At 68.3% G+C, this 18,554-nt stretch carries 16 protein-coding genes; 6 read left to right on the top strand and 10 right to left on the bottom strand.

Going from position 1 to position 18,554, the window contains the following annotated elements:
• Positions 1–118: 118 nt before the first annotated feature.
• Positions 119–2,296 (top strand): fatty acid oxidation complex subunit alpha FadB, encoded by a 2,178-nt coding sequence (gene fadB, locus FHR97_RS18625; protein ID WP_183385299.1) that lies wholly within the window; start codon positions 119–121, stop codon positions 2,294–2,296.
• A 28-nt stretch (positions 2,297–2,324) separates the two neighbouring features.
• Positions 2,325–3,503 (top strand): acetyl-CoA C-acyltransferase FadA, encoded by a 1,179-nt coding sequence (gene fadA / locus FHR97_RS18620; protein ID WP_183385298.1) that lies wholly within the window; start codon positions 2,325–2,327, stop codon positions 3,501–3,503.
• 76 nt (positions 3,504–3,579) lie between these two features.
• Here fadA and FHR97_RS18615 read toward each other — a convergent pair whose 3' ends face one another.
• The 8 genes from FHR97_RS18615 to FHR97_RS18580 form a co-directional block, all read right to left on the bottom strand.
• A complete protein-coding gene (locus FHR97_RS18615) occupies positions 3,580–4,251 on the bottom strand; it encodes a GntR family transcriptional regulator (RefSeq protein WP_183385297.1) in 672 nt (223 codons plus the stop codon).
• A 325-nt stretch (positions 4,252–4,576) separates the two neighbouring features.
• Positions 4,577–6,094 carry a malonate--CoA ligase gene (locus FHR97_RS18610; RefSeq protein ID WP_183385296.1) on the bottom strand — a complete coding sequence of 506 codons (1,518 nt, stop codon included), beginning with the start codon at positions 6,092–6,094 and terminating at the stop codon, positions 4,577–4,579.
• Entirely contained in the window at positions 6,091–7,446 is a 1,356-nt protein-coding gene (locus FHR97_RS18605) for a malonyl-CoA decarboxylase domain-containing protein (RefSeq protein ID WP_183385295.1), read from the bottom strand. The genes FHR97_RS18610 and FHR97_RS18605 overlap by 4 nt, the downstream gene beginning before the upstream one ends.
• Before the next feature lie 13 nt (positions 7,447–7,459).
• On the bottom strand, positions 7,460–8,794 hold the full coding sequence (locus FHR97_RS18600; protein ID WP_183385294.1) for a TRAP transporter large permease: 1,335 nt from the start codon (positions 8,792–8,794) through the stop codon (positions 7,460–7,462).
• A 1-nt stretch (position 8,795) separates the two neighbouring features.
• Positions 8,796–9,320 carry a TRAP transporter small permease subunit gene (locus FHR97_RS18595; protein ID WP_183385293.1) on the bottom strand — a complete coding sequence of 175 codons (525 nt, stop codon included), beginning with the start codon at positions 9,318–9,320 and terminating at the stop codon, positions 8,796–8,798.
• Between the two features lie 74 nt (positions 9,321–9,394).
• Positions 9,395–10,396 (bottom strand): TRAP transporter substrate-binding protein DctP, encoded by a 1,002-nt coding sequence (gene dctP, locus FHR97_RS18590; protein ID WP_183385292.1) that lies wholly within the window; start codon positions 10,394–10,396, stop codon positions 9,395–9,397.
• A gap of 201 nt (positions 10,397–10,597) precedes the next feature.
• Positions 10,598–11,707 (bottom strand): TAXI family TRAP transporter solute-binding subunit, encoded by a 1,110-nt coding sequence (locus tag FHR97_RS18585; protein ID WP_221187868.1) that lies wholly within the window; start codon positions 11,705–11,707, stop codon positions 10,598–10,600.
• 127 nt (positions 11,708–11,834) lie between these two features.
• The gene (locus tag FHR97_RS18580; RefSeq protein ID WP_183385291.1) at positions 11,835–13,805 is read right to left on the bottom strand and encodes a winged helix-turn-helix domain-containing protein; all 1,971 of its coding nucleotides are present in this window, start codon (positions 13,803–13,805) and stop codon (positions 11,835–11,837) included.
• 183 nt (positions 13,806–13,988) lie between these two features.
• Here FHR97_RS18580 and FHR97_RS18575 point away from each other — a divergent pair, with 183 nt between their 5' ends.
• Positions 13,989–14,594, top strand: coding sequence for a DUF1326 domain-containing protein (locus FHR97_RS18575; RefSeq protein WP_183385290.1), 606 nt, complete (start codon positions 13,989–13,991; stop codon positions 14,592–14,594).
• A gap of 18 nt (positions 14,595–14,612) precedes the next feature.
• On the top strand, positions 14,613–15,353 hold the full coding sequence (locus FHR97_RS18570; RefSeq protein ID WP_183385289.1) for a DUF2182 domain-containing protein: 741 nt from the start codon (positions 14,613–14,615) through the stop codon (positions 15,351–15,353).
• A gap of 174 nt (positions 15,354–15,527) precedes the next feature.
• Here FHR97_RS18570 and FHR97_RS18565 read toward each other — a convergent pair whose 3' ends face one another.
• Complete coding sequence (locus tag FHR97_RS18565; protein ID WP_183385288.1) at positions 15,528–15,989, bottom strand: flavodoxin family protein; 462 nt, start codon at positions 15,987–15,989, stop codon at positions 15,528–15,530.
• A gap of 123 nt (positions 15,990–16,112) precedes the next feature.
• On the opposite strand from FHR97_RS18565, the gene FHR97_RS18560 reads away from it, so the two are divergent.
• A complete protein-coding gene (locus tag FHR97_RS18560) occupies positions 16,113–16,589 on the top strand; it encodes a YbhB/YbcL family Raf kinase inhibitor-like protein (protein ID WP_183385287.1) in 477 nt (158 codons plus the stop codon).
• A gap of 33 nt (positions 16,590–16,622) precedes the next feature.
• Here the strand turns inward: FHR97_RS18560 and FHR97_RS18555 are convergent, their stop codons facing one another.
• Positions 16,623–17,537: a LysR family transcriptional regulator gene (locus FHR97_RS18555; protein ID WP_343065632.1), complete on the bottom strand. Its 915-nt coding sequence runs from the start codon at positions 17,535–17,537 to the stop codon at positions 16,623–16,625.
• Positions 17,538–17,619: 82 nt separating this feature from the next.
• Here FHR97_RS18555 and FHR97_RS18550 point away from each other — a divergent pair, with 82 nt between their 5' ends.
• Positions 17,620–18,501 carry a HalD/BesD family halogenase gene (locus FHR97_RS18550; RefSeq protein ID WP_183385286.1) on the top strand — a complete coding sequence of 294 codons (882 nt, stop codon included), beginning with the start codon at positions 17,620–17,622 and terminating at the stop codon, positions 18,499–18,501.
• Positions 18,502–18,554: the final 53 nt, after the last annotated feature.

The raw sequence follows: 18,554 nt of genomic DNA, 5'->3' as shown, positions 1-18,554 counted from the left end.
GGCGGGAGTCGCCGCGCCGCGACGGCCGAGCGCCGACGCGGGGCTTGACGCCGTCGCCGGACTGGACCAAGCTGTCGGAATCAAACGGCCGTATGAATTCCTGCACGGAGATTCGTGGATGATCTATCAAGGCAACGCCATCACGGTGGCGCGTGGTGACGACGACATCGCCATCCTGACCTTCGACCTCGAGGGGGAGTCGGTCAACAAGCTCTCCACCGCGGTGGTCCAGGAGCTCGAACAGGCGGTGGCGGCCCTGGGGGCCGAGGCCGGCCTGCAGGGCCTGATCCTGACCAGTGCCAAGGAGGCCTTCATCGTCGGGGCCGACATCACCGAGTTCCACGGCATGTTCGCGAAGGGGGCGGACGCGATCCAGGCCATGCTCGAGCGGGTGCATGGCATCTTCAATGCCCTGGAGGACCTGCCGTTCCCCACCGTCAGTGCGATCAACGGCCTGGCCCTGGGCGGTGGCTGCGAGGTCACCCTGACCACCGACTTCCGGGTCATGGCCGAGACCGCCAGGCTCGGCCTGCCCGAGACCAGGCTGGGCATCCTCCCCGGCTGGGGCGGCTGCGTACGCCTGCCGCGGCTGATCGGTGCCGACAACGCCATCGAGTGGATCGCCGGCGGCACCGAGAACAAGGCCGACGAGGCCCTCAAGATGGGCGTCGTGGACGCCGTGGTGCCTGGCGATCAACTCGAGGCGGCGGCCCGCGACATCCTGACCCGGGCCAACGCCGGCGAGCTGGATCACCGGGCGCGCCGCGCCGAGAAGACCGGGCCGCTCAAGCTCGACGCCATCGAGCAGATGATGGCCTTCGAGACCGCCAAGGGCTATGTGGCCGGCAAGGCCGGGCCGCACTACCCGGCCCCGATCGAGGCCATCAAGGTCATCCAGAAGGGCGCCGGCGAGGAGCGCGCCCGGGCCCAGGCCATCGAGGCCAAGGCCTTCGGCAAGCTGGCGCTCACCGACGTCTGCTACAACCTGGTCGGCCTGTTCCTCAACGACCAGGTGGTCAAGAAGAAGGGCGCCGCCTACGCGAAGCAGGCCATCGCCATCGACCAGGCCGCGGTGCTGGGCGCCGGCATCATGGGCGGAGGCATCGCCTACCAGAGCGCCTCCAAGGGCACGCCCATCCTGATGAAGGACATCAAGGAGGAGGCCATCGCGCTGGGGCTCAAGGAGTCTCGCAAGCTGTTTGGCAAGCAGGTGGAGCGCGGCAAGCTGTCCGTCGAGCAGATGGCCGAGAGGCTCGCCAATATCCGCCCGACCCTGTCCTACGGCGATTTCGCCCATGTCGACCTGGTGGTCGAGGCCGTGGTCGAGAACCCCAAGGTCAAGGGGACGGTGCTCGCCGAAGTGGAAGAGTGCGTCGGCGAGGACACCGTCCTCACCACCAATACCTCGACCATCTCGATCACCCGGCTGGCCGAGAACCTCGAGCGCCCCGAGAACTTCTGCGGCATGCACTTCTTCAACCCGGTGCACCGCATGCCGCTCGTCGAGGTCATCCGTGGCGAGAAGACCGGCGATGCCGCGGTGGCGGCCACCGTGGCCTTCGCCCGCCAGATGGGCAAGACGCCGATCGTGGTCAACGACTGCCCGGGCTTCCTGGTCAACCGCGTGCTCTTCCCCTACTTCGGTGGCTTCAGCCAGTTGTTGGCGCAGGGCGCCGACTTCCGGCACGTCGACAAGGTGATGGAGCGGTTCGGCTGGCCCATGGGCCCGGCCTACCTGCTCGACGTGGTGGGCATGGACATCGCGATGCATGCCGGCGAGGTGATGGCCGAGGGCTTCCCGGAGCGCATGGGCGGCATGGCCAGCGACAGCGGCAAGAGCGCGATCCGGCTGATGGTCGACCACGACCGCCTGGGCCAGAAGAACGCCAGGGGCTTCTACGCCTACGAGGAAGACAAGAAGGGCAAGCCGAAGAAGGTCGTCGACGAGGACGCCATCGCCCTGGTCGAGGGGCTGGCCGAGGGCGAGCGCGAGTTCAGCGACGAGGAGATCATCGCGCGCATGATGGTCCCGCTGTGCCTGGAGACCGTGCGCTGCCTCGAGGACGGCATCGTGGGGAGCGCGGCGGAAGCCGATATGGCGCTGATCTACGGCATCGGCTTCCCGCCCTTCCGTGGCGGCGCCCTGCGCTACATCGACGCCATGGGCCTCGATGCCTTCGTCGCCCAGGCCGAGTCGCTGGCCGAGGAACTGGGGCCGCTCTACGCCCCCACCGACAAGCTGCGCGAGCTGGCCCGCAACGGCGAGCGGTTCTATCAGGATGCCCAGCAGGCCTGAATCACCACGTTACAGGAGAGAGAGTTAGATGAGTTTGAATCCGAGAGACATCGTGGTGGTCGACGGCGTGCGTACCGCCATGGCCAAGGCCAAGAACGGCGCCTTCCGCCACGTGCGTGCCGAGAACCTGTCCGCCGCCGTGATGCAGGCGCTGTTCGACCGCAATCCGGGTCTCGACCCCAGGGAGGTCGACGACGTCATCTGGGGCTGCGTCAACCAGACCCTCGAGCAGGCCATGAACATCGCCCGCAACGCGGCGATCCTGACCGGCATCCCGCGCAGCGTGCCGGCCCAGACCGTCAATCGCCTGTGCGGCTCCTCGATGAGCGCGCTGCACATCGCCGCCGCCAATATCCGCGCCGGGATGGGCGATGTCTACGTGATCGGCGGGGTCGAGCACATGGAGCACGTGCCCATGACCCACGGCGTCGACGTCAACCCGGCGGCCAGCAAGCACGCCGCCAAGGCGGCCATGATGATGGGCCTGACCGCCGAGCTGCTGGGCAAGATGCACGGCATCTCCCGGGAGGACCAGGACGCCTTCGGCGTGCGCTCCCACCAGCGCGCCCAGGCCGCCCTGGACAACGGCGGCTTCGACAACGAGATCATCGGTATCGAGGGGCATGATGAGCGTGGCTTCCGGGTCCGCGTGGATCGCGACGAGGTGATCCGCGCCGACGCCAGCCTGGAGAGCATGGCCGCGCTCAAGCCGGTGTTCGACCCGCGGGGCGGCACCGTGACCGCCGGCACCTCCTCGGCGCTGTCGGTGGGCGCCAGCGGCATGGCGGTGATGAGCGCCGAGCGCGCCCAGGCGCTGGGCCTTTCGCCCATCGCCCGGGTGCTGTCCACCGGGGTGGCGGGCTGCGACGCCTCGATCATGGGCTATGGCCCGGTACCGGCCAGCAGGAAGGCGCTGAAGACGGCGGGGCTGACCATCGACGATATCCAGACCGTCGAGCTCAACGAGGCCTTCGCCGCCCAGTCGCTGCCGGTGCTCAAGGACCTCGGCCTGCGCGATCGCATGGACGAGGCGGTCAACCTGCACGGCGGGGCCATCGCCCTGGGCCACCCGCTGGGCTGCTCCGGGGCGCGCATCTGCACCACCCTGCTCAACGTGATGCGCGAGCAGGACACCACCCTGGGCCTGGCGACCATGTGCATCGGCATGGGGCAGGGCGTGGCCACGGTGTTCGAGCGCCTGAAGTAGTCGAGCCTGGCCGCACCGAGCCACCCCCGAACCTCGACGAGACAACGGCACCCCGCGGGGTGCCGTTGTCGTAGGGTCAGTCGCTGCCGGTCTGCTGCAACTGCTGGACCGAGGCGACCAGGTCGTTGAAGCGCTCGCCCTGTATCTGGACGTGTGACTTGATCTCCGCCTCGGCGCGTTGCCCATCCCCTTCGGCAATGGCCGTCAGCACCGCCTCGTGCTCCGTCAGGGAGCGTTCGAGTCGGTGACGCATATGCAGCTGCATGCGCCGATAGGGCTGCAGCACCGCATGCAGTCGGGAGGCTTCCTGGGCCAGGAAGTGATTGTGGCTGGCCTCGTAGATGCGCTGGTGGAAAACGCCGTTCTCGTAGTAGTAACCGTTGGCATCCCCCGCCGCGGCCATCCTGCGGCAGGCCTCATGGGCCTCGCGCAAGCCCATGAGCTCGTCCTCGGTGATCCGGCGCGCCGCCAGCCGGGCACACATGCCCTCCAGCTCGGCCATCACCTCGAAGCGCTCCACCAGCTCGGCCACGCTGAGCTGGGTCACGAAGGTGCCGCGTTTCGGCACTACCCTCACCATCCCCGACATCGCCAGTTGCTGGATCGCCTCACGGACCGGCGTGCGCGAGCACTGGTACTCCCTCTCCAGCGCCTCCGGGTCGAGGCGCCCCCCGGGGGGATAGCGCCCTTGGATGATGGCGTCCTCCAGCAGGTCGCGCAGTCGCTGCGTCTGGGAAACCTTGGCCATCTTTTTTTCCTCCGGCTCGACACATCTATATCTTGTATGCAAATGTTGTATATAACAACCCGGAATCATATGTCCCTAACAGTATAGTGGCTGCCACCAAAGAGGTCGCTCTGCCTCGCTATTGACGCCGATACCGCGGTGTTCTACAGCATCAGCAACTGCCAGGCCGCCCGAGGGCGGCCTCTTTCGTTGTGGTCCCTGGAGCCTGTCGGACTTCATGACCCGACCAGGACGGCCGGTGGGTCGAGCGGTGGTGGCAGGCATGGACCACGGACGACGACGGCACCGCCGAAGCGGTGCCGTCACGGCAGTGGCGGGAGCCTGTTCAGCGGTAGGTGCCGTCGAAGCGCTTGCGCAGTTCGTTCTTCTGCACCTTGCCCATGGTATTGCGGGGCAGGGAATCGACGAAGAATACCCGCTTGGGCTGCTTGTACTTGGCCAGCCGGCCCTGCAGGTGGTCGATCACCTGGGCCTCCTCGAGCTCGGCGCCGGGCTGGCACACCACCACGGCGGTGACACCCTCGCCGAAGTCCGGGTGGGGCAGGCCGATCACCGCCGACTCCTGCACCGCGTCGAGCTCGTCGATGACCTGTTCGATTTCCTTGGGGTAGACGTTGTAGCCACCGGAGATCACCAGGTCCTTGTCGCGGCCGACGATCTGCACATAGCCGTGCTCGTCGACCATGGCCAGGTCGCCGGTGATGAAGAAACCGTCCTCCAGCAGTTCCTCGCGGGTCTTCTCGGGCATGCGCCAGTAGCCGATGAAGACGTTGGGGCCGCGCACCTGGAGCATGCCGATCTCGCCCTGGGACACGACCTCGCCGGTCTCGAGGTCGGTGATGCGGATCTCCACCCCGGGCAGCGGCATGCCCACCGTGCCGGCACGGCGGGCGCCGTCGTAGGGGTTGGAGAGGTTCATGTTGGTCTCAGTCATGCCGTAGCGCTCGAGGATGGCGTGGCCGGTCTTCTGCTCGAAGGCCTCGTGGGTCTCGGCGGTAAGCGGCGCCGAGCCGGAGACGAACAGGCGCATGTTGGCGGTGACCTCCGGGGTGAGGCGCGCGTCGGCCACCAGCCGGGTATAGAAGGTCGGCACGCCCATCAGCACCGTGCCGCGCGGCATCTCCTCGAAGATCACGTCGGCGTCGAACTTCGGCAGGAAGAGCATGCTGGAGCCGGCCATCAGGGTGACGTTGCAGGCCACGAACAGGCCGTGGGTATGGAAGATCGGCAGGGCGTGGATCAGCCGATCCTCGGCGCTGAAGTGCCAGGCCTTGGCCAGGGTCTCGGCGTTGGAGCCGAGGTTGCGGTGGGTGAGCATGGCCCCCTTGGAGCGGCCGGTGGTGCCGGAGGTGTAGAGGATGGCGGCCAGGTCGTCGGCTTCACGGGCCACGACGTCCTCGCGCGGAGTGGCGGCGGCGGCCTTGTCCATCAGGCTGCCGTCGGCGGCGCTGCCCAGGGTCTCCACCGCCGGACAACCGGTCTCGGCGGCGATGGCGCGGGCCTCGTCGAGCGCCGCCGGGCGGCACACGAACAGCGCCGGCTCGGCGTCGCCCAGGAAGTAGCGTATCTCGTCGCCGGTATAGCCGGTGTTGAGCGGCAGGTAGACCCCGCCCACACGCAGCGTGGCCAGGTAGAGCAGGATCGCCTCGGGGCTCTTGTCGACCTGGACCGCCACGCGATCGCCGGGGGACACGCCGAGTGCGGTCAGGGTGCCGGCCAGGCGGGCGCTCTCGGTCAGGGCATCGGCGTGGGAGTAGTGGCGTCCCTCTCGCGTGGTGATGAAATCGGCGTCGCCGCGGGACTGCATGCGCTCGGCGAAGGTCTCGAACAGGTTATGACTCATTTGCTTGTCTCTCCCTTGGCCTGCTTCCTGGCCTTGCGCACGAGGTCCTTGACCTCGCTCGAGCAGGCCACGGTTCTGTGGGCCGTATAGTTCTCGTGGTTGCGCTCGATGTCGTTGAGCACGTAGAGGTAGTTGACCATCAGGCCGGCGGCCTGCTTCATGCCCTTGGCCGAGACGTCGCCCAGCCAGTTGATGCGGTGCAGCTCGGCACCGTTGCCGAGGTGGAAGCGTGCCACCGGGTTGAGCGGCAGCCCGCGGCTGTTCTTCTCCTCGGCCAGGTAGCGGGCGGCCAGCGGGCGCACGACGGCCTTGAGCGCCTCGGCACGCTCGGCGTCCTCGTGCCAGCCGTCGTGTTGCATCCTTTCCAGGGCCTGTTTCACCGTGGCCGGCAGGCTCTCGTCGTCACGCCGTTCGGCCAGCCACTGGGCGAAGCCCGGCACCGGTGAAAGGGTGACGAAGCGCTTGAGCTGTGGCAGTTCCTGCTGGAGTTCCTGCACCACCTGCTTGATCAGGAAGTTGCCGAAGGAGATGCCGCGCAGCCCGGTCTGGCAGTTGCTGATGCCGAAGAAGGCGGCGGTATCGGCCTCCTCGGGCTCGTCGACCCCGCTTTCCTCTCCCGCCAGGATCGGCTGGATCCGGTTCGGCAGCCCCTTGCACAGGGCGACCTCGACGAAGATCAGCGGTTCGTCGCCGATGGCCGGATGGAAGAAGGCGAAGCAGCGCCGGTCGCGGGCGTCCAGCCGTCGACGCAGATCCTCCCAGTCGCGGATCTCGTGCACCGCCTCGTAGCGGATGATCTTCTCGAGGATCGAGGCCGGGGTGTTCCAGTCGATGCGCTTGAGCATCAGGAAGCCCCGGTTGAACCAGGAGCCGAACAGGTGGGCGAAGTCGGCGTCGATGGCCGCCAGCTCCGGCTGCTCGCGCAGCAGGCCGAGCAGGTCCTCGCGCATGCGCACCAGCGAGTAGGTGCCATCGCTGGGCAGGTTGAGCCGTCGGAACAGTTCCTGGCGCCTGGGCTCGCAGGCCTCGAACAGGGCCTCCAGGGTGGCGTTGTCGCGCACGTCGCGGTAGGCCGCGTAAGCCTCGTCGATGGCCGAGGGCTCGGCGGCGAACTCCTCGGCGAGGCGTGCGAAGAAGCGCCGGCGCTGCTTGTCACCGAGACGCTCGTACATGGCCAGGGCACGGCTGGCCAGGGCGATGCTCGATGCCTCGCCGTCGCTCTCCAGCAGGGCCCGGCAGGCGGCCACCAGATCGCCATGGTCGAGGGAGGCGTCATCGTCCTGGCGACGCCGTCGCAGGGCGTCACGCTGGGTGATGTTGTTGAACAGTTCCTGCAGGAAGGTCATGTTCACGGTATCGACTCCTTTAGCCCATGAGCAGATCGGGCAGCCACAGGGCGATGCCCGGGAAGAAACACAGCAGGATGATCCCCAGTACCATGCACAGCGCATAGGGCAGGCTGCCCATCAGGATGTTGCGCAGCGAGATGTCCGGCGCGATGCCCTTGATGATGAACAGGTTGAGGCCCACCGGCGGGGTGATCAGGCCGATCTCCAGGTTGATGGTCAGTACCACGGCGAACCAGTAGGGGTCGAAGTTGGCGGCCAGGATGATCGGCATCAGGATCGGCGCGGTCATCACGATCACCGCCACGGGGGGGAGGAAGAAACCGGCTACCAGCAAAAAGACGTTGATGATGCCCATCAGCACCCAGCGGTTGACCTCCAGGTCGGCGATGGCGCCGGCCACGGTCTGGGTGATGAACAGCGAGGACAGCGCATAGGCGAACACCTCGGCACAGGCGATGACCAGCATGATCATCACGCTCTCGCGCAGCGAGTCGCGCATGATCAGCTTGATCGGCTCCACCTTCCACATGCGGTAGATGATGATCGCCAGGGCCAGGCAGAAGAAGGCACCGACGCCGGCGGCCTCGGAGGGCGTGGCCACCCCGCCGTAGAGCGCGAAGAGGATGCCCGCCACCACGGCCAGGAAGGGCAGCACCCGCACCACGGCCTTGAGGTTGGAATCCACGTTGGCCTTGACAGTCTCCTTCAGCTTATCGGCGCCCTGGACCAGCGAGCTGGCGTAGCCGCCGGCCAGCTTGCAGGCGATGATCGTCCAGATCATGAACAGGCCGGCGAGCATGAAGCCCGGTACCACCCCGGCGATGAACAGGCGACCGATCGAGGTTTCGGTGGCGATGCCGTAGATGATCATGGTCACCGACGGCGGGATGAGGATGCCCAGGGTGCCGCCGGCGGCGATGCAGCCGGCGGCGACGCCGTCCGGATACCCGCGGACGCGCATCTCGGGAATCCCCATCTTGCCGATCGCGGCGCAGGTGGCGGGCGACGAGCCGGAGAGCGCAGAGAAGATCGTGCAGGCGCCGATATTGGAAACCGCCAGGCCCGCGGGCAGGCGGCCCATCCACATGTCCAGGGAGCGATAGAGGTCGCGGCCGGTGGGCGAGGAGGCCACGGCGGCGCCCATCAGGATGAACATGGGGATGGCCACGAAGCCGAACTCGGCGATGCGGTCAAAGAAGGTCTCGCCGAAGTAGGTGAGTTCCGGCAGGCCGCGATCATAAAGCAGTGCGAGCAGCGAGACCCCACCCAGGGCGAAGGCGATGGGGGTGCCGATGGCCATCAGCACGATGAGAGCGACGGCGACGATGATGCCAAGCGTGACGGGATCCATGTCAGGCCTCCCCGCGCAGGATTTCGGCGACGTACTGCAGCGTCAGCAGGCTGGCACCCACCGCGACCGGCAGCAGCGCCGGCCACAGCGGCGGGTTCCACACCGTGCCGGTGGTCCACTGGCCGTGCCAGGCCTCGGCGACGTAGAGCCAGCTGCTGTAGGCGAGGGCGGCGCAGAAGGCCAGCCCGAACAGCCCCGCGATCAGCTGCATTACCTTGCGAGAAGCGCCGCCCAGGGCGTCGGGCAGCAGCGTGATGGCCACGTGGCCGCCGGTCATCAGCACGTAGCCGCTGCCCATCAGCATGGCGCCTGTCACCGCGAAGATGGTGAATTCGGTCTGCCAACTGGTGCTCATGCCGAGCACATAGCGCACGAAGACCATGTGGCAGATCGATGCCACGCCGGCCACGAACATGACGGAGGCGAGGTAGGCGGCATAGCGTGACAGCTGGTCCATCAGGCGGATGTAGCCGCCTACCGGTCCACCGCGGACGCTGGCCGCGGAAGAAGAGGAGGAGTGAGACATGGGGCGCTCCGAGACTGGCTGAGGGCCGCCCTCGAGGGGCGGCCCGGTGGAAGCAGGGTGTCGTCGGCGTTGGGTCACTCGACCGCGAGGGCGGCGTCGATGATCGCCTGGCCGTTCTCCACGTTCTCGGCGAAGTTCTTGTAGGAGGTCTCCTTGGCGATCTCGAGCCAGGCGTTGTAGTCCTCCTCGCTCATGCTGACGACCTCGACGCCGTTCTCCTTGAACACCTCGACCATCTGCTGGTCCAGGGCCGCGGCCTCCTCGGCGAAGAACGCCTCGGCCGCCTCGCCGGCCTCGGCCAGCGCCTGCTGCTGCTCCTCGTTGAGCTTCTGCCAGGTCTGCTCGGAGACCAGGATCGGCTCGTACATGAACCACAGGGCGTGTTCGCCCGGCTCGGTGAGGCACTCCACCTGCTCGTAGAGGCGATAGGAGACAAAGGACATCGACGAGGTATTGGCGGCATCCAGCACCCCGGTCTGCATGGCGGTGTAGATCTCGGAGGAGGGCATGGAGGCGATCGAGGCGCCGGCGCCCTCCAGCATCTCCTCGAAGGCCGGGCCGGCGGCGCGGAAGTTCTGGCCGTCGACGGTCTCCGGCGAGGTGATGCAACGCTCGCTGGAGGCGAAGCCGCCGGACAGCCAGGCATCGGCCAGCACCCGGGCGCCGCCCTCGCGAATGACCTCCTTGATCATGTCCATGTACTCGGAGTCGTTGAGGCGCTTGGCATGCTCATGGTTGCGCACCAGGCCGGGCATCAGGGTGGCGGAGAATTCCGGATGGCGTCCGCTGGCATAATCCAGGGGCAACGAGGTGATGTCGAGGCGGCCGCGGGACAGGGCGGCCCACTGTTCACGCGCCTTGAACAGCGACTGGCCAGGATAGACCTCGATCTCCAGGCCGACGTCGGCCTCGGCGATCTTCTCGGCCATCAGCTGAACCATCTCGTCGCGCACGTCGCCCTGCCCCCCGGGGAACTGGTGGGAGGCACGCAGCACGGTCTGGGCGGAGGCGACAGTGCTGGCGGTGATGGCGGCGAGGGCCACGCCGGCGACGAGGGGGGTATATGAGCGTTTCATGGCATCTCCATTTCGGTTGTTCTTGTGAAGAAGTGTCTATCAGCCTGGCTGATGTATACATCAATAGGCAAAAGATATACTAGCGTCAAGCGGTCAGGGTTAGACAAAGGTGGCGCCTCCCCTCGGCAGGAGACGTTCCACCCCGCACGACAACGGCACCCCGTAGGGTGCCGTTGTCGTCGGTGACCTCAGCTGTCGGGCTCAGCTGTCGGGCTCGGTGGGCGGCTCACTCGGCTCACTCGGCTCCTCGGATTCGACGGGCGGCGTATCCGGCCCGTCGGCTTCCCCGGTCTCGCCCGCCGGGTCGGCCTCGGGCGCGTCCGCGAGCCATCCCTGCTCCCGGTAGTAGCGCTTCGCGCCCTCGTGCAGCGGGGCGGAGAGGCCCTCGGCGATCATGCGTTCCGGCGTCAGGTCGGAGTAGGCGGGATGGCGGGACTTGAAGGCCTCGAGGTCGTCGAAGACCGCGGCGACGAGGGCATGGACGGCCTGGGGGTCGGTGTCCGCCGAGGCCACCAGGGTGGCGCGGACCCCGAAGGTCTCGACCGCCGGCTGGTCGTCGCCGTAGAGCCCGGCGGGAATGGTGGCGCGGGCGAGGTAGGGGGTCTCGGCCACCAGGCGATCGACTGCCGGGCCGGTCACGTCGACCAGGCGCGCATCGCACAGCCGCACGGCCTGCTCGATGGAGGGGTTGGGGTGGCCCACGGTGTAGACCATGGCGTCGATGTTGCCGTGGCAGAGTTCCAGCGACTGCTGGTCGGCGGGCAGCTCGAAGGCGGGCCGGAAGTCGTCGAGGGTCCAGCCCCAGGCCTCGAGCAGCGTCATCATGGTGCCGCGCTGGCCGGAGCCGGGATTGCCGACGTTCACCGCGTGGCCGGCGAGGTCCCCGAAACCGTCGATGCCGCTGTCGCGGCGCACCACCAGGGTGAAGGGTTCGCCGTGCAGCGACATCACGGCCCGCAGGCTGGGGTCCGGTCCCGCGTCCGCGAAGCCCTGGGTGCCGGTGACGGCGTAGTGCTGGAGGTCCGACTGGGCCAGGGCGACGGTCACCTCGCCGGCGCGCACCGCCTTGAGGTTGGCGGCGGAGCCATCGCTGGTACGCGCCTCGCAGGGGGCATCGAGCAGTCGGCACAGGGTACGCCCCGTGGCGTGGTAGACCCCGGCGGGGCTCGCGGTGGCGATGACGGTGGTCGAGACGTCGTCCTGGGCGAATGCGGGGGGGCCCGCCAGGGCGACCAGCAGGAGCAGGGCAGAGCAAAGCCTGGGGCGTGAAGGGGGCATGGCGCGCAGCGACGCCGTCCGGTGGAATTGCATGGCGCACCTCCTGTGTGGTCGACGGCCCGCCGGTCGTCGATAGCCTCAGCATAGCCGCGACCCTTGCAGGATGCCGCCATCGCGCCCCGCGGCGCGGGAGGTTCCCGACGCCTCTCGGGCGCCAGGCTCATGCCCGCTCGGCCTGGCCATTACCGGCGCGGCGATAGCGATAGCCGACCCCGGTCACCGTCTCGAGGCAGCCCGCCTCCTCCCCCAGCTTGCGCCGCAGCCCCACCACCACGGCATCCACCTTGTTGCTCCAGCCCGTGTAGTCGCTACCCCATACCTCCTTCAGCAGCCGCTCGCGGGATACTGCCTCGCCCTCGTGGTCCGTCAGGCAGGCGAGTACCCCGAATTCCAGCGGCGTCAGGGCAAGGCGTCGGTCATGGTGGATCAGTTCATGCGCCTGTCGATCCAGCCACACGGCGTCACCTTGTAGCCCCAGTTCCGCGGCGGCCAGCCGAGCCAGCCAGCCATCCACCGAGCGGGGGCCGAAATCGAGTACCGCCGTGGAGTGCTCGCGACCCTCCAGGGTCACGCCGTGGTGTGGCAGTGGCTGGAACCCCAGCCTCTCGGCGACCGCCGCATAGGGGGCAAGATCGGCAAGCACCAGGTAGACGCGACGCAGCGCCGGGCGCATCTCCATGTAATCGCGCTTGAGGGCCAGCCAGCAGGCGGCCTGGACCTCGCCCGGGCGTTCGCCGTCGTCGTGTCCCAGCCAGCGGCGAACGAACAGTGCCCGCTGCCCCTCGGGCAGGGGCGAGGCCTTCAGCGCCTGGCACCAGGCCGCGGTGACCGGATCCTCGGCCAGGCAGTCTGGTGGCGCCTGCTGCGGATCGAAACGGCAACAGAAGCCCTGGCATTGTCCGTCGGCATCGCGCACCACGAAGAAGGCCTCGGGCATCGCCTGCCACCAGCGCCACAGGGCGCGCGCTCCCTCCGGGCCTTCATGGCGGTGGAGGATGTCCCGCAGGGCGGTCGCATCATCCGGGTGTGCCGGTTCCGCCACCAGCTCGGGGCGACTGGAAGGAAAGAAGGCCTCACGCACGACGGGGTTCTCGACCAGATAGAGGAGATCGGCGGTGTAGCGCCACAGCTCACTGCGCCCCGATCCGGTGGTCTGTGCCACCAGGGCCTGCCAGGCGCAGCGCCGATAACGGCCGTGACGCTGCGGGTCGCGGGCGAGGAGACGCCGCTCCAGCGCCTCGCGCACCACCTCATGCAGGCCCAGCCCGTCCGGCAGGGCCTCGACGAGGTCGAGCGTCCGCAGGCGGGTATAGGCGTCGGCGGGCGAGGCCTCCGGAAACATGGCCTGCAACAGCGGTTCGGTGACGCGGCGCACCACGCTGGCCCCCTCCAGCAGACGCCGCTGGAGCGGATCCGTGATGTCCGCCAGGTAGAGGTCGGAGAGTTCGTCCATGATGTGCTGCAAGGATGCGTCGGGCAGCCGGAAGTCGGGGCGTGCGGGCAGGGTGGCGGCGGCCAGTTGGATCGCCAGGGGGGTACCGTGCAGCCGCCTGGCCAGGGCCGTCGCCTGGGTACCGGGAAAGCCCCGGCTTTCCAGCAACCGCACCGCCTCGGGCATGCCCAGGGGACCCAGCGGCAGCACGCGTAGCTCGCGCCCCGACGGCCCGCCGAGCCAGCCCGTGGCCGGCCGATGACGCCCGCTGAGCAGTAGGCGTACGCCATCGGGCAACTGCGGCACCAGGGAAGAGCGCAGCCACGTATCCAGCAGGCGCAGCGCCTCGACGGCGTCCACGGCGATGACCAGCGGCGGATGCGCCCGTCCCTCCATCAGCTCGGCCAGCTGCTGCGGCGCGTCGAGGCGGATCTGCGCCGCCTCACCCAAGGCCGCCAGGAAGCCTTCGGGCGTCGGCTCGACCTCCCAGCCGTCCAGGAACAGGCAGCGGGCGCCGGCGCGTTCGGCGTCATGAACGAAATGGCTCAGAAGGGCGCTCTTACCGATACCCGCGACCCCATGGACCCACATCACCGTCGGCCCCGTCTCGTCCAGCAGGGTCGCCAGTTGCCCGAGCTCCACTGCCCGGCCTGCCAGCGTACCGGTCGGGCCCGGGCTCGATCGTTCCAGGCTTGCCATCGGTCCGTCCCGCGTGGCGTGACACCTTGTCAGCCTAACGCAAGCTCACCACGCCGTCGCCGTACGTCGATTCTCACGAAATTCTCATCGTCTTCTCGGGTGCGTCTCCCGGCAAGGCGCTATTAGTGAAGGTACGACATCCCTTGATGTCGTCCATCCAGAGACGAATGAGGAGGCGCGATCATGACCACGCAATGGCGAGTCGAAGGCACCTACTTCGAGGCCTGCACCTGCAAGGGCGCGTGTCCCTGCCTGTTCGGCAGGGATCCCACGGAAGGCAGCTGCGACGCCCTGGTGGCATGGCATATCGATCAGGGCAGCATGGACGAGCTTTCTCTCGACGGACTGAACCTGGCCATGGCCCTGCATGCCCCGGGGAACATGACCGCCGGCGACTGGAGGGTGGTGGTCTACATCGACGCCGGTGCCAGCCAGCAACAGCACGACGCCCTGGTGCAGATCTTCGGCGGGTCCGCCGGTGGGCATCCCGCCACCCTGGCCGGCTTCGTCGGCGAGATCCTGGGGGTCGAGTCGGTGCCGATGCGCTATGACATCGAGGGGCGACAGCACCGCCTCGAGGTGGGCGAGGTCGCCGCCGCCTCGCTGGATGCCATCGAGGGACAGAACGGCGAGGAGGTCACCATCAGCGGCCATCCGGTCGCGGTGGCGCCGGGCAACACCGGGACGGTGGCGCAATCGACCCACGTCTCACACCGTGGCTACGGCCTGGACTGGAGCTTCGGCGGGCGTACCGCCTTCTATTCTCCGTTCCAGTACCAGGCGGCGTGAGGGCCGGGAGGATTCGAGATGCACGCCATTTCCCTGCAGACGCTACGCCACGACCGCGCCCTGCTTCTCGCCTGCCTGGGCCTGGCGACCGTCTTGAGCTGGTGGTATCTGGTCCGCATGGCCGGGGGCATGCCGGCCATGGAGGCCCCCATGCCCTTCCGGCCCTGGGCCACCTTCAGCATGTGGATGGTGATGATGGTCGGCATGATGTTGCCGGGTGCCGCGCCGGGCATCCTGATGTTCGCCGCGGCACGGTCACGGGGGCGCGCGGGAAGGGCGCTGCCCTACCTGTTTGCGCTCGGCTACCTGCTCGCCTGGGCGGGTTACGCGGCCCTGGCCACGGCCACCCAGGGGGGACTTCAGGCACTGGGACTGCTGACGCCTTCCCAGGCACTGGGTGGCAGCGTGCCTGGCGGGCTGCTGCTGGCCGCAGGGGCCTTCCAGTGGACGCCGTGGAAGCATGCCTGCCTGCGCCGTTGCCGCAGCCCACTGGGCATGGTCGCCGAGGGGTTCCCAGCCAACCGACGGCGTGCCCTGAGCGCCGGTATCCGGCTCGGCCTCTACTGCGCGGGCTGCTGCTGGGTCCTGATGGCGCTGATGTTCGTCGGTGGGGTGATGAGCCTGGCCTGGATGGCCCTGCTCACCCTGATCATCCTGCTGGAAAAGGTGGTCTCCCCCTGGCGGCGACTGGCCGATGCGCTCGGCCTGGCACTGGTGGCCTACGGCGGTTGGCTGCTGCTCGCGGGAGCCGGGGCATGAGGAAGGCGGTGGTGTCCAGGCCGGCCGCATCCGGGCCGGCCTCGATCATGCCACCGCCGTCTGTTCGCGGGACGATGACGGTGTGGCAGGGGGGCGGTGGGGGCCTGGGCGTCCAGTCGGCGATGACGGCCTTTCCCGGCTGGCAAGCGCCGTGCATCTTGGCTGACGTGTGTGTCAAATGATGCCAGCCTCCAGGCTGGCGGCCATCGATAACCCGAGTTCCTCGCATTGCGTCATGAATTCGGTCTTGAACTCTCCCCGGCATATCAGCGGCTCCTGCACCCACTTCCAGCGCAGGCCGGTGACGATACCCTCCACGGCGCGCCGGGTGCCGGTGCCGTCATGCCCGGCGCGGATGTAGAGCGCGCAGGGCAGGCCCTGGGTCTCCTCCAGCAGCGGGTAGTAGCTGCGGTCGAAGAAGTCCTTCAGGGCGCCGCTCATGTAGCCCAGGTTCTCGGTGGTGCCGAGCAGGATGGCATCGCAGGCCAGCACGTCCTCGGGGCCGGCCTCCAGCGGCGCCTTGACCACCACCTCGACGCCCTCGATGTCCGGGTGGCCGGCCCCGCGCCGGGCGGCGTCGCGCAGGCGCCGCGTATTGGCAGACGGCGCATGGGCCACGATCAGCAGTCGCTTCATCCTCTCCCTCCGGTTGAAGACTCGGCTCGCCGCCATCATGCCATGGCCCGGCGTCGTTGACAGGCGTCGACCGGTTGCCGACGCTGAAATCGCCAACCCGTTCCTTCAGGGAGGACCCAACCCATGGCCTTCGCCTTCTCGAAGATGCAGGTGGAAAGCGCCGCTTTCCGGGATGGGGGCGAGATCCCCATCAAGTACACCGGCGAAGGGGACGACCTCTCGCCGCCGCTGAGCTGGTCGAACCCGCCGGAGGAAACCAGGAGCTTCGCGGTGATCTGCCATGACCCCGATGCGCCCCTCGTGCAGCACGGCAGCTATGGCTTCGTGCACTGGGTGCTCTACAACCTGCCGACCGCCGACAGCTCGCTGAAGGAGGCCACCTCGGCGGGCACCCGCGGGCGCAACGACTTCAGCCGCAACGGCTACGGGGGCCCCATGCCGCCCGCGGGCCACGGCCTGCACCACTACTACTTCTGGGTGCTGGCCCTGGACAAGGCCACGGCCCTGCCCGAGGGGATCTCGATGAGCGAGCTGCTCAAGCAGGTCGAGCCCCACCTGATCGGCATGAATCGCCTGATCGGCACCTACCGCCGCGACTGAGCGCATGCCCGGCCCCGCGCCGGCGGCGCGGGGTCAGGGGGCGGCCATCTCGCCCGGCGCCGGGGCGGCCACGTCCGCGTTGTGGGTGACGATGCGCTCGAGCTCCTCGCAGAAGGCGTTCAGCGCCTCGCTGGTATGGCCCGGGCGGCGATGCAGCTCGATCTCCACCTGCCCCAGGGGCGGCAGCCCTTCTTCCTCGCCGACGATCCGGCAGCCCGCCGGGACGCTGCGCGGCGTCTTCACCGTCATGGCCAGCCCCGCCTGCACCGGCAGGTTGATGCCGGTGGGCGACTGGCTGGCGTAGCGCGCCTCCCAGCGGCGTTCCTCGCGGCCCAGGGCCGCGAGCGCATGAGCCCGGAAGATGCAGCCCTCCGGGTTGAGGGCCAGGGGCAGGGTCTCCCACTGGCCCGGCCGGCAGTCCTCGGCCACCACCCAGACCATCGGCTCCCAGCCCAGCAGCTGGCCGGACCGGGTGGGCAGGTGGCGGATCGACAGCACCACGTCCAGCAGCCCCTCCTGGAACTGGCGCACCAGGGCGGCGCTCATGTCGCAGTGCAGTTCCAGGCGGGTATCGGGGAAGCGCCGGGCATAGCGGGGCATCAGCTCGGGGAGGTAGGCGCTGGCCTGCTCCTCGGAGGTGGCGAAGCGGATCAGCTCGCCGCGGCTCCCCTCGCCGAGGGCCTCCCGGGCCTCGTCCTCCAGCTTGAGCATGTGCCGGGCGTAGGGCAGCAGCCGCTCCCCGTGGGAGGTGAGCAGCACGCTGCGGCTGGTGCGCTCGAACATCGCCTGGCCCATCTGCTCCTCGAGCCGCTTGATCTGCAGGCTCACCGCCGACTGGGTGCGATGCAGCACCTTGCCGGCGGCACTGAAGCCCTGGCACTCGGCCACGGTGACGAAGGTACGGAGCAGCGCGGTATCCATTATTGATGAGCCTTTGAAATTGGTCACATCTCAATCATTCATTTTTATTATGATTCTCGGCTCACTATCCTGTCGAGTGAATCCTTGAGAATCACAGGGGCAGCAACGCATGCAGTCGGCAGCCGAGGTGAACGAGGCGAGCTCCCTCGAGGGCCTGATCGACCTGGCCCGCTATCCTCTCGATGATCTCGACGGCGCAGCGGGGCGCGAGCTGATCGACCGCTGCCGTCGCCAGCTGGACGCGGACGGTTGTGTGGTGCTCAAGAACTTCGTTCCCGAGGCGGCCCTGGCGCGCCTGGAGCGGGAGACCGAGCGGCTCTCGCCGGAGGCCCACTACAACCGGACCGAGACCAACCCCTACAACAGCGCCGCCGATCCCGAGAAGCCGGCCAGCCACCCGGTGAACCGCTTCGACGTCCGCACCAACGGCTTCGTCGCCGGCGACCGCATCGGCGACGACACCATCATCCGCCGGGTCTACCGCAACGCCGACTTCCAGCGCTTCATCGCCACGGTGGTGGGCATGGAGGAGATCCACCCCTATGCCGACCCGCTGGCCGACCTGGTGATCAACGTGCTGCGCGAGGGCTGTCAGCACCCCTGGCACTACGACACCAACGAATTCATCGTCACCATGATGACCCGCCAGTCCCGCGGCGGCGGTCGCTTCGAGTATGCCCCGGGCATCCGCAGCCCCGAGGGCGAGAACGTCGAGGGCGTGGAGCAGGTCATCGACGGCGACCGCACCCGGCTCAAGTCCCTGGATCTCCAGCCCGGCGACCTGCAGATCTTCTTCGGCCGCTACTCGCTGCACCGGGTCACCCTGGTGGAGGGCGACCGCGAGCGCCACACGGTGATCTTCGCCTACGCCAAGGAGCCGGGCTTCATCGGGCGTCCCGAGCGGGCCCGGCGCATCTTCGGGCGCATGGCGCCGGTGCACGAGCGGCTGCGCGAGGAAGGCATGCAGCGCCGCGACGCCCTGGCCGATTGATCCGCCTTCGCCACGTATTTCGCTCCTGCCTTTGCGGGATACCCCATAGCCGA

The organism is Halomonas stenophila, assembly GCF_014192275.1.
Lineage (GTDB): Bacteria > Pseudomonadota > Gammaproteobacteria > Pseudomonadales > Halomonadaceae > Halomonas > Halomonas stenophila.
The sequence above is the reverse complement of the archived record's forward strand: the minus strand, read 5'-3'. Positions and strand labels throughout refer to the sequence as shown.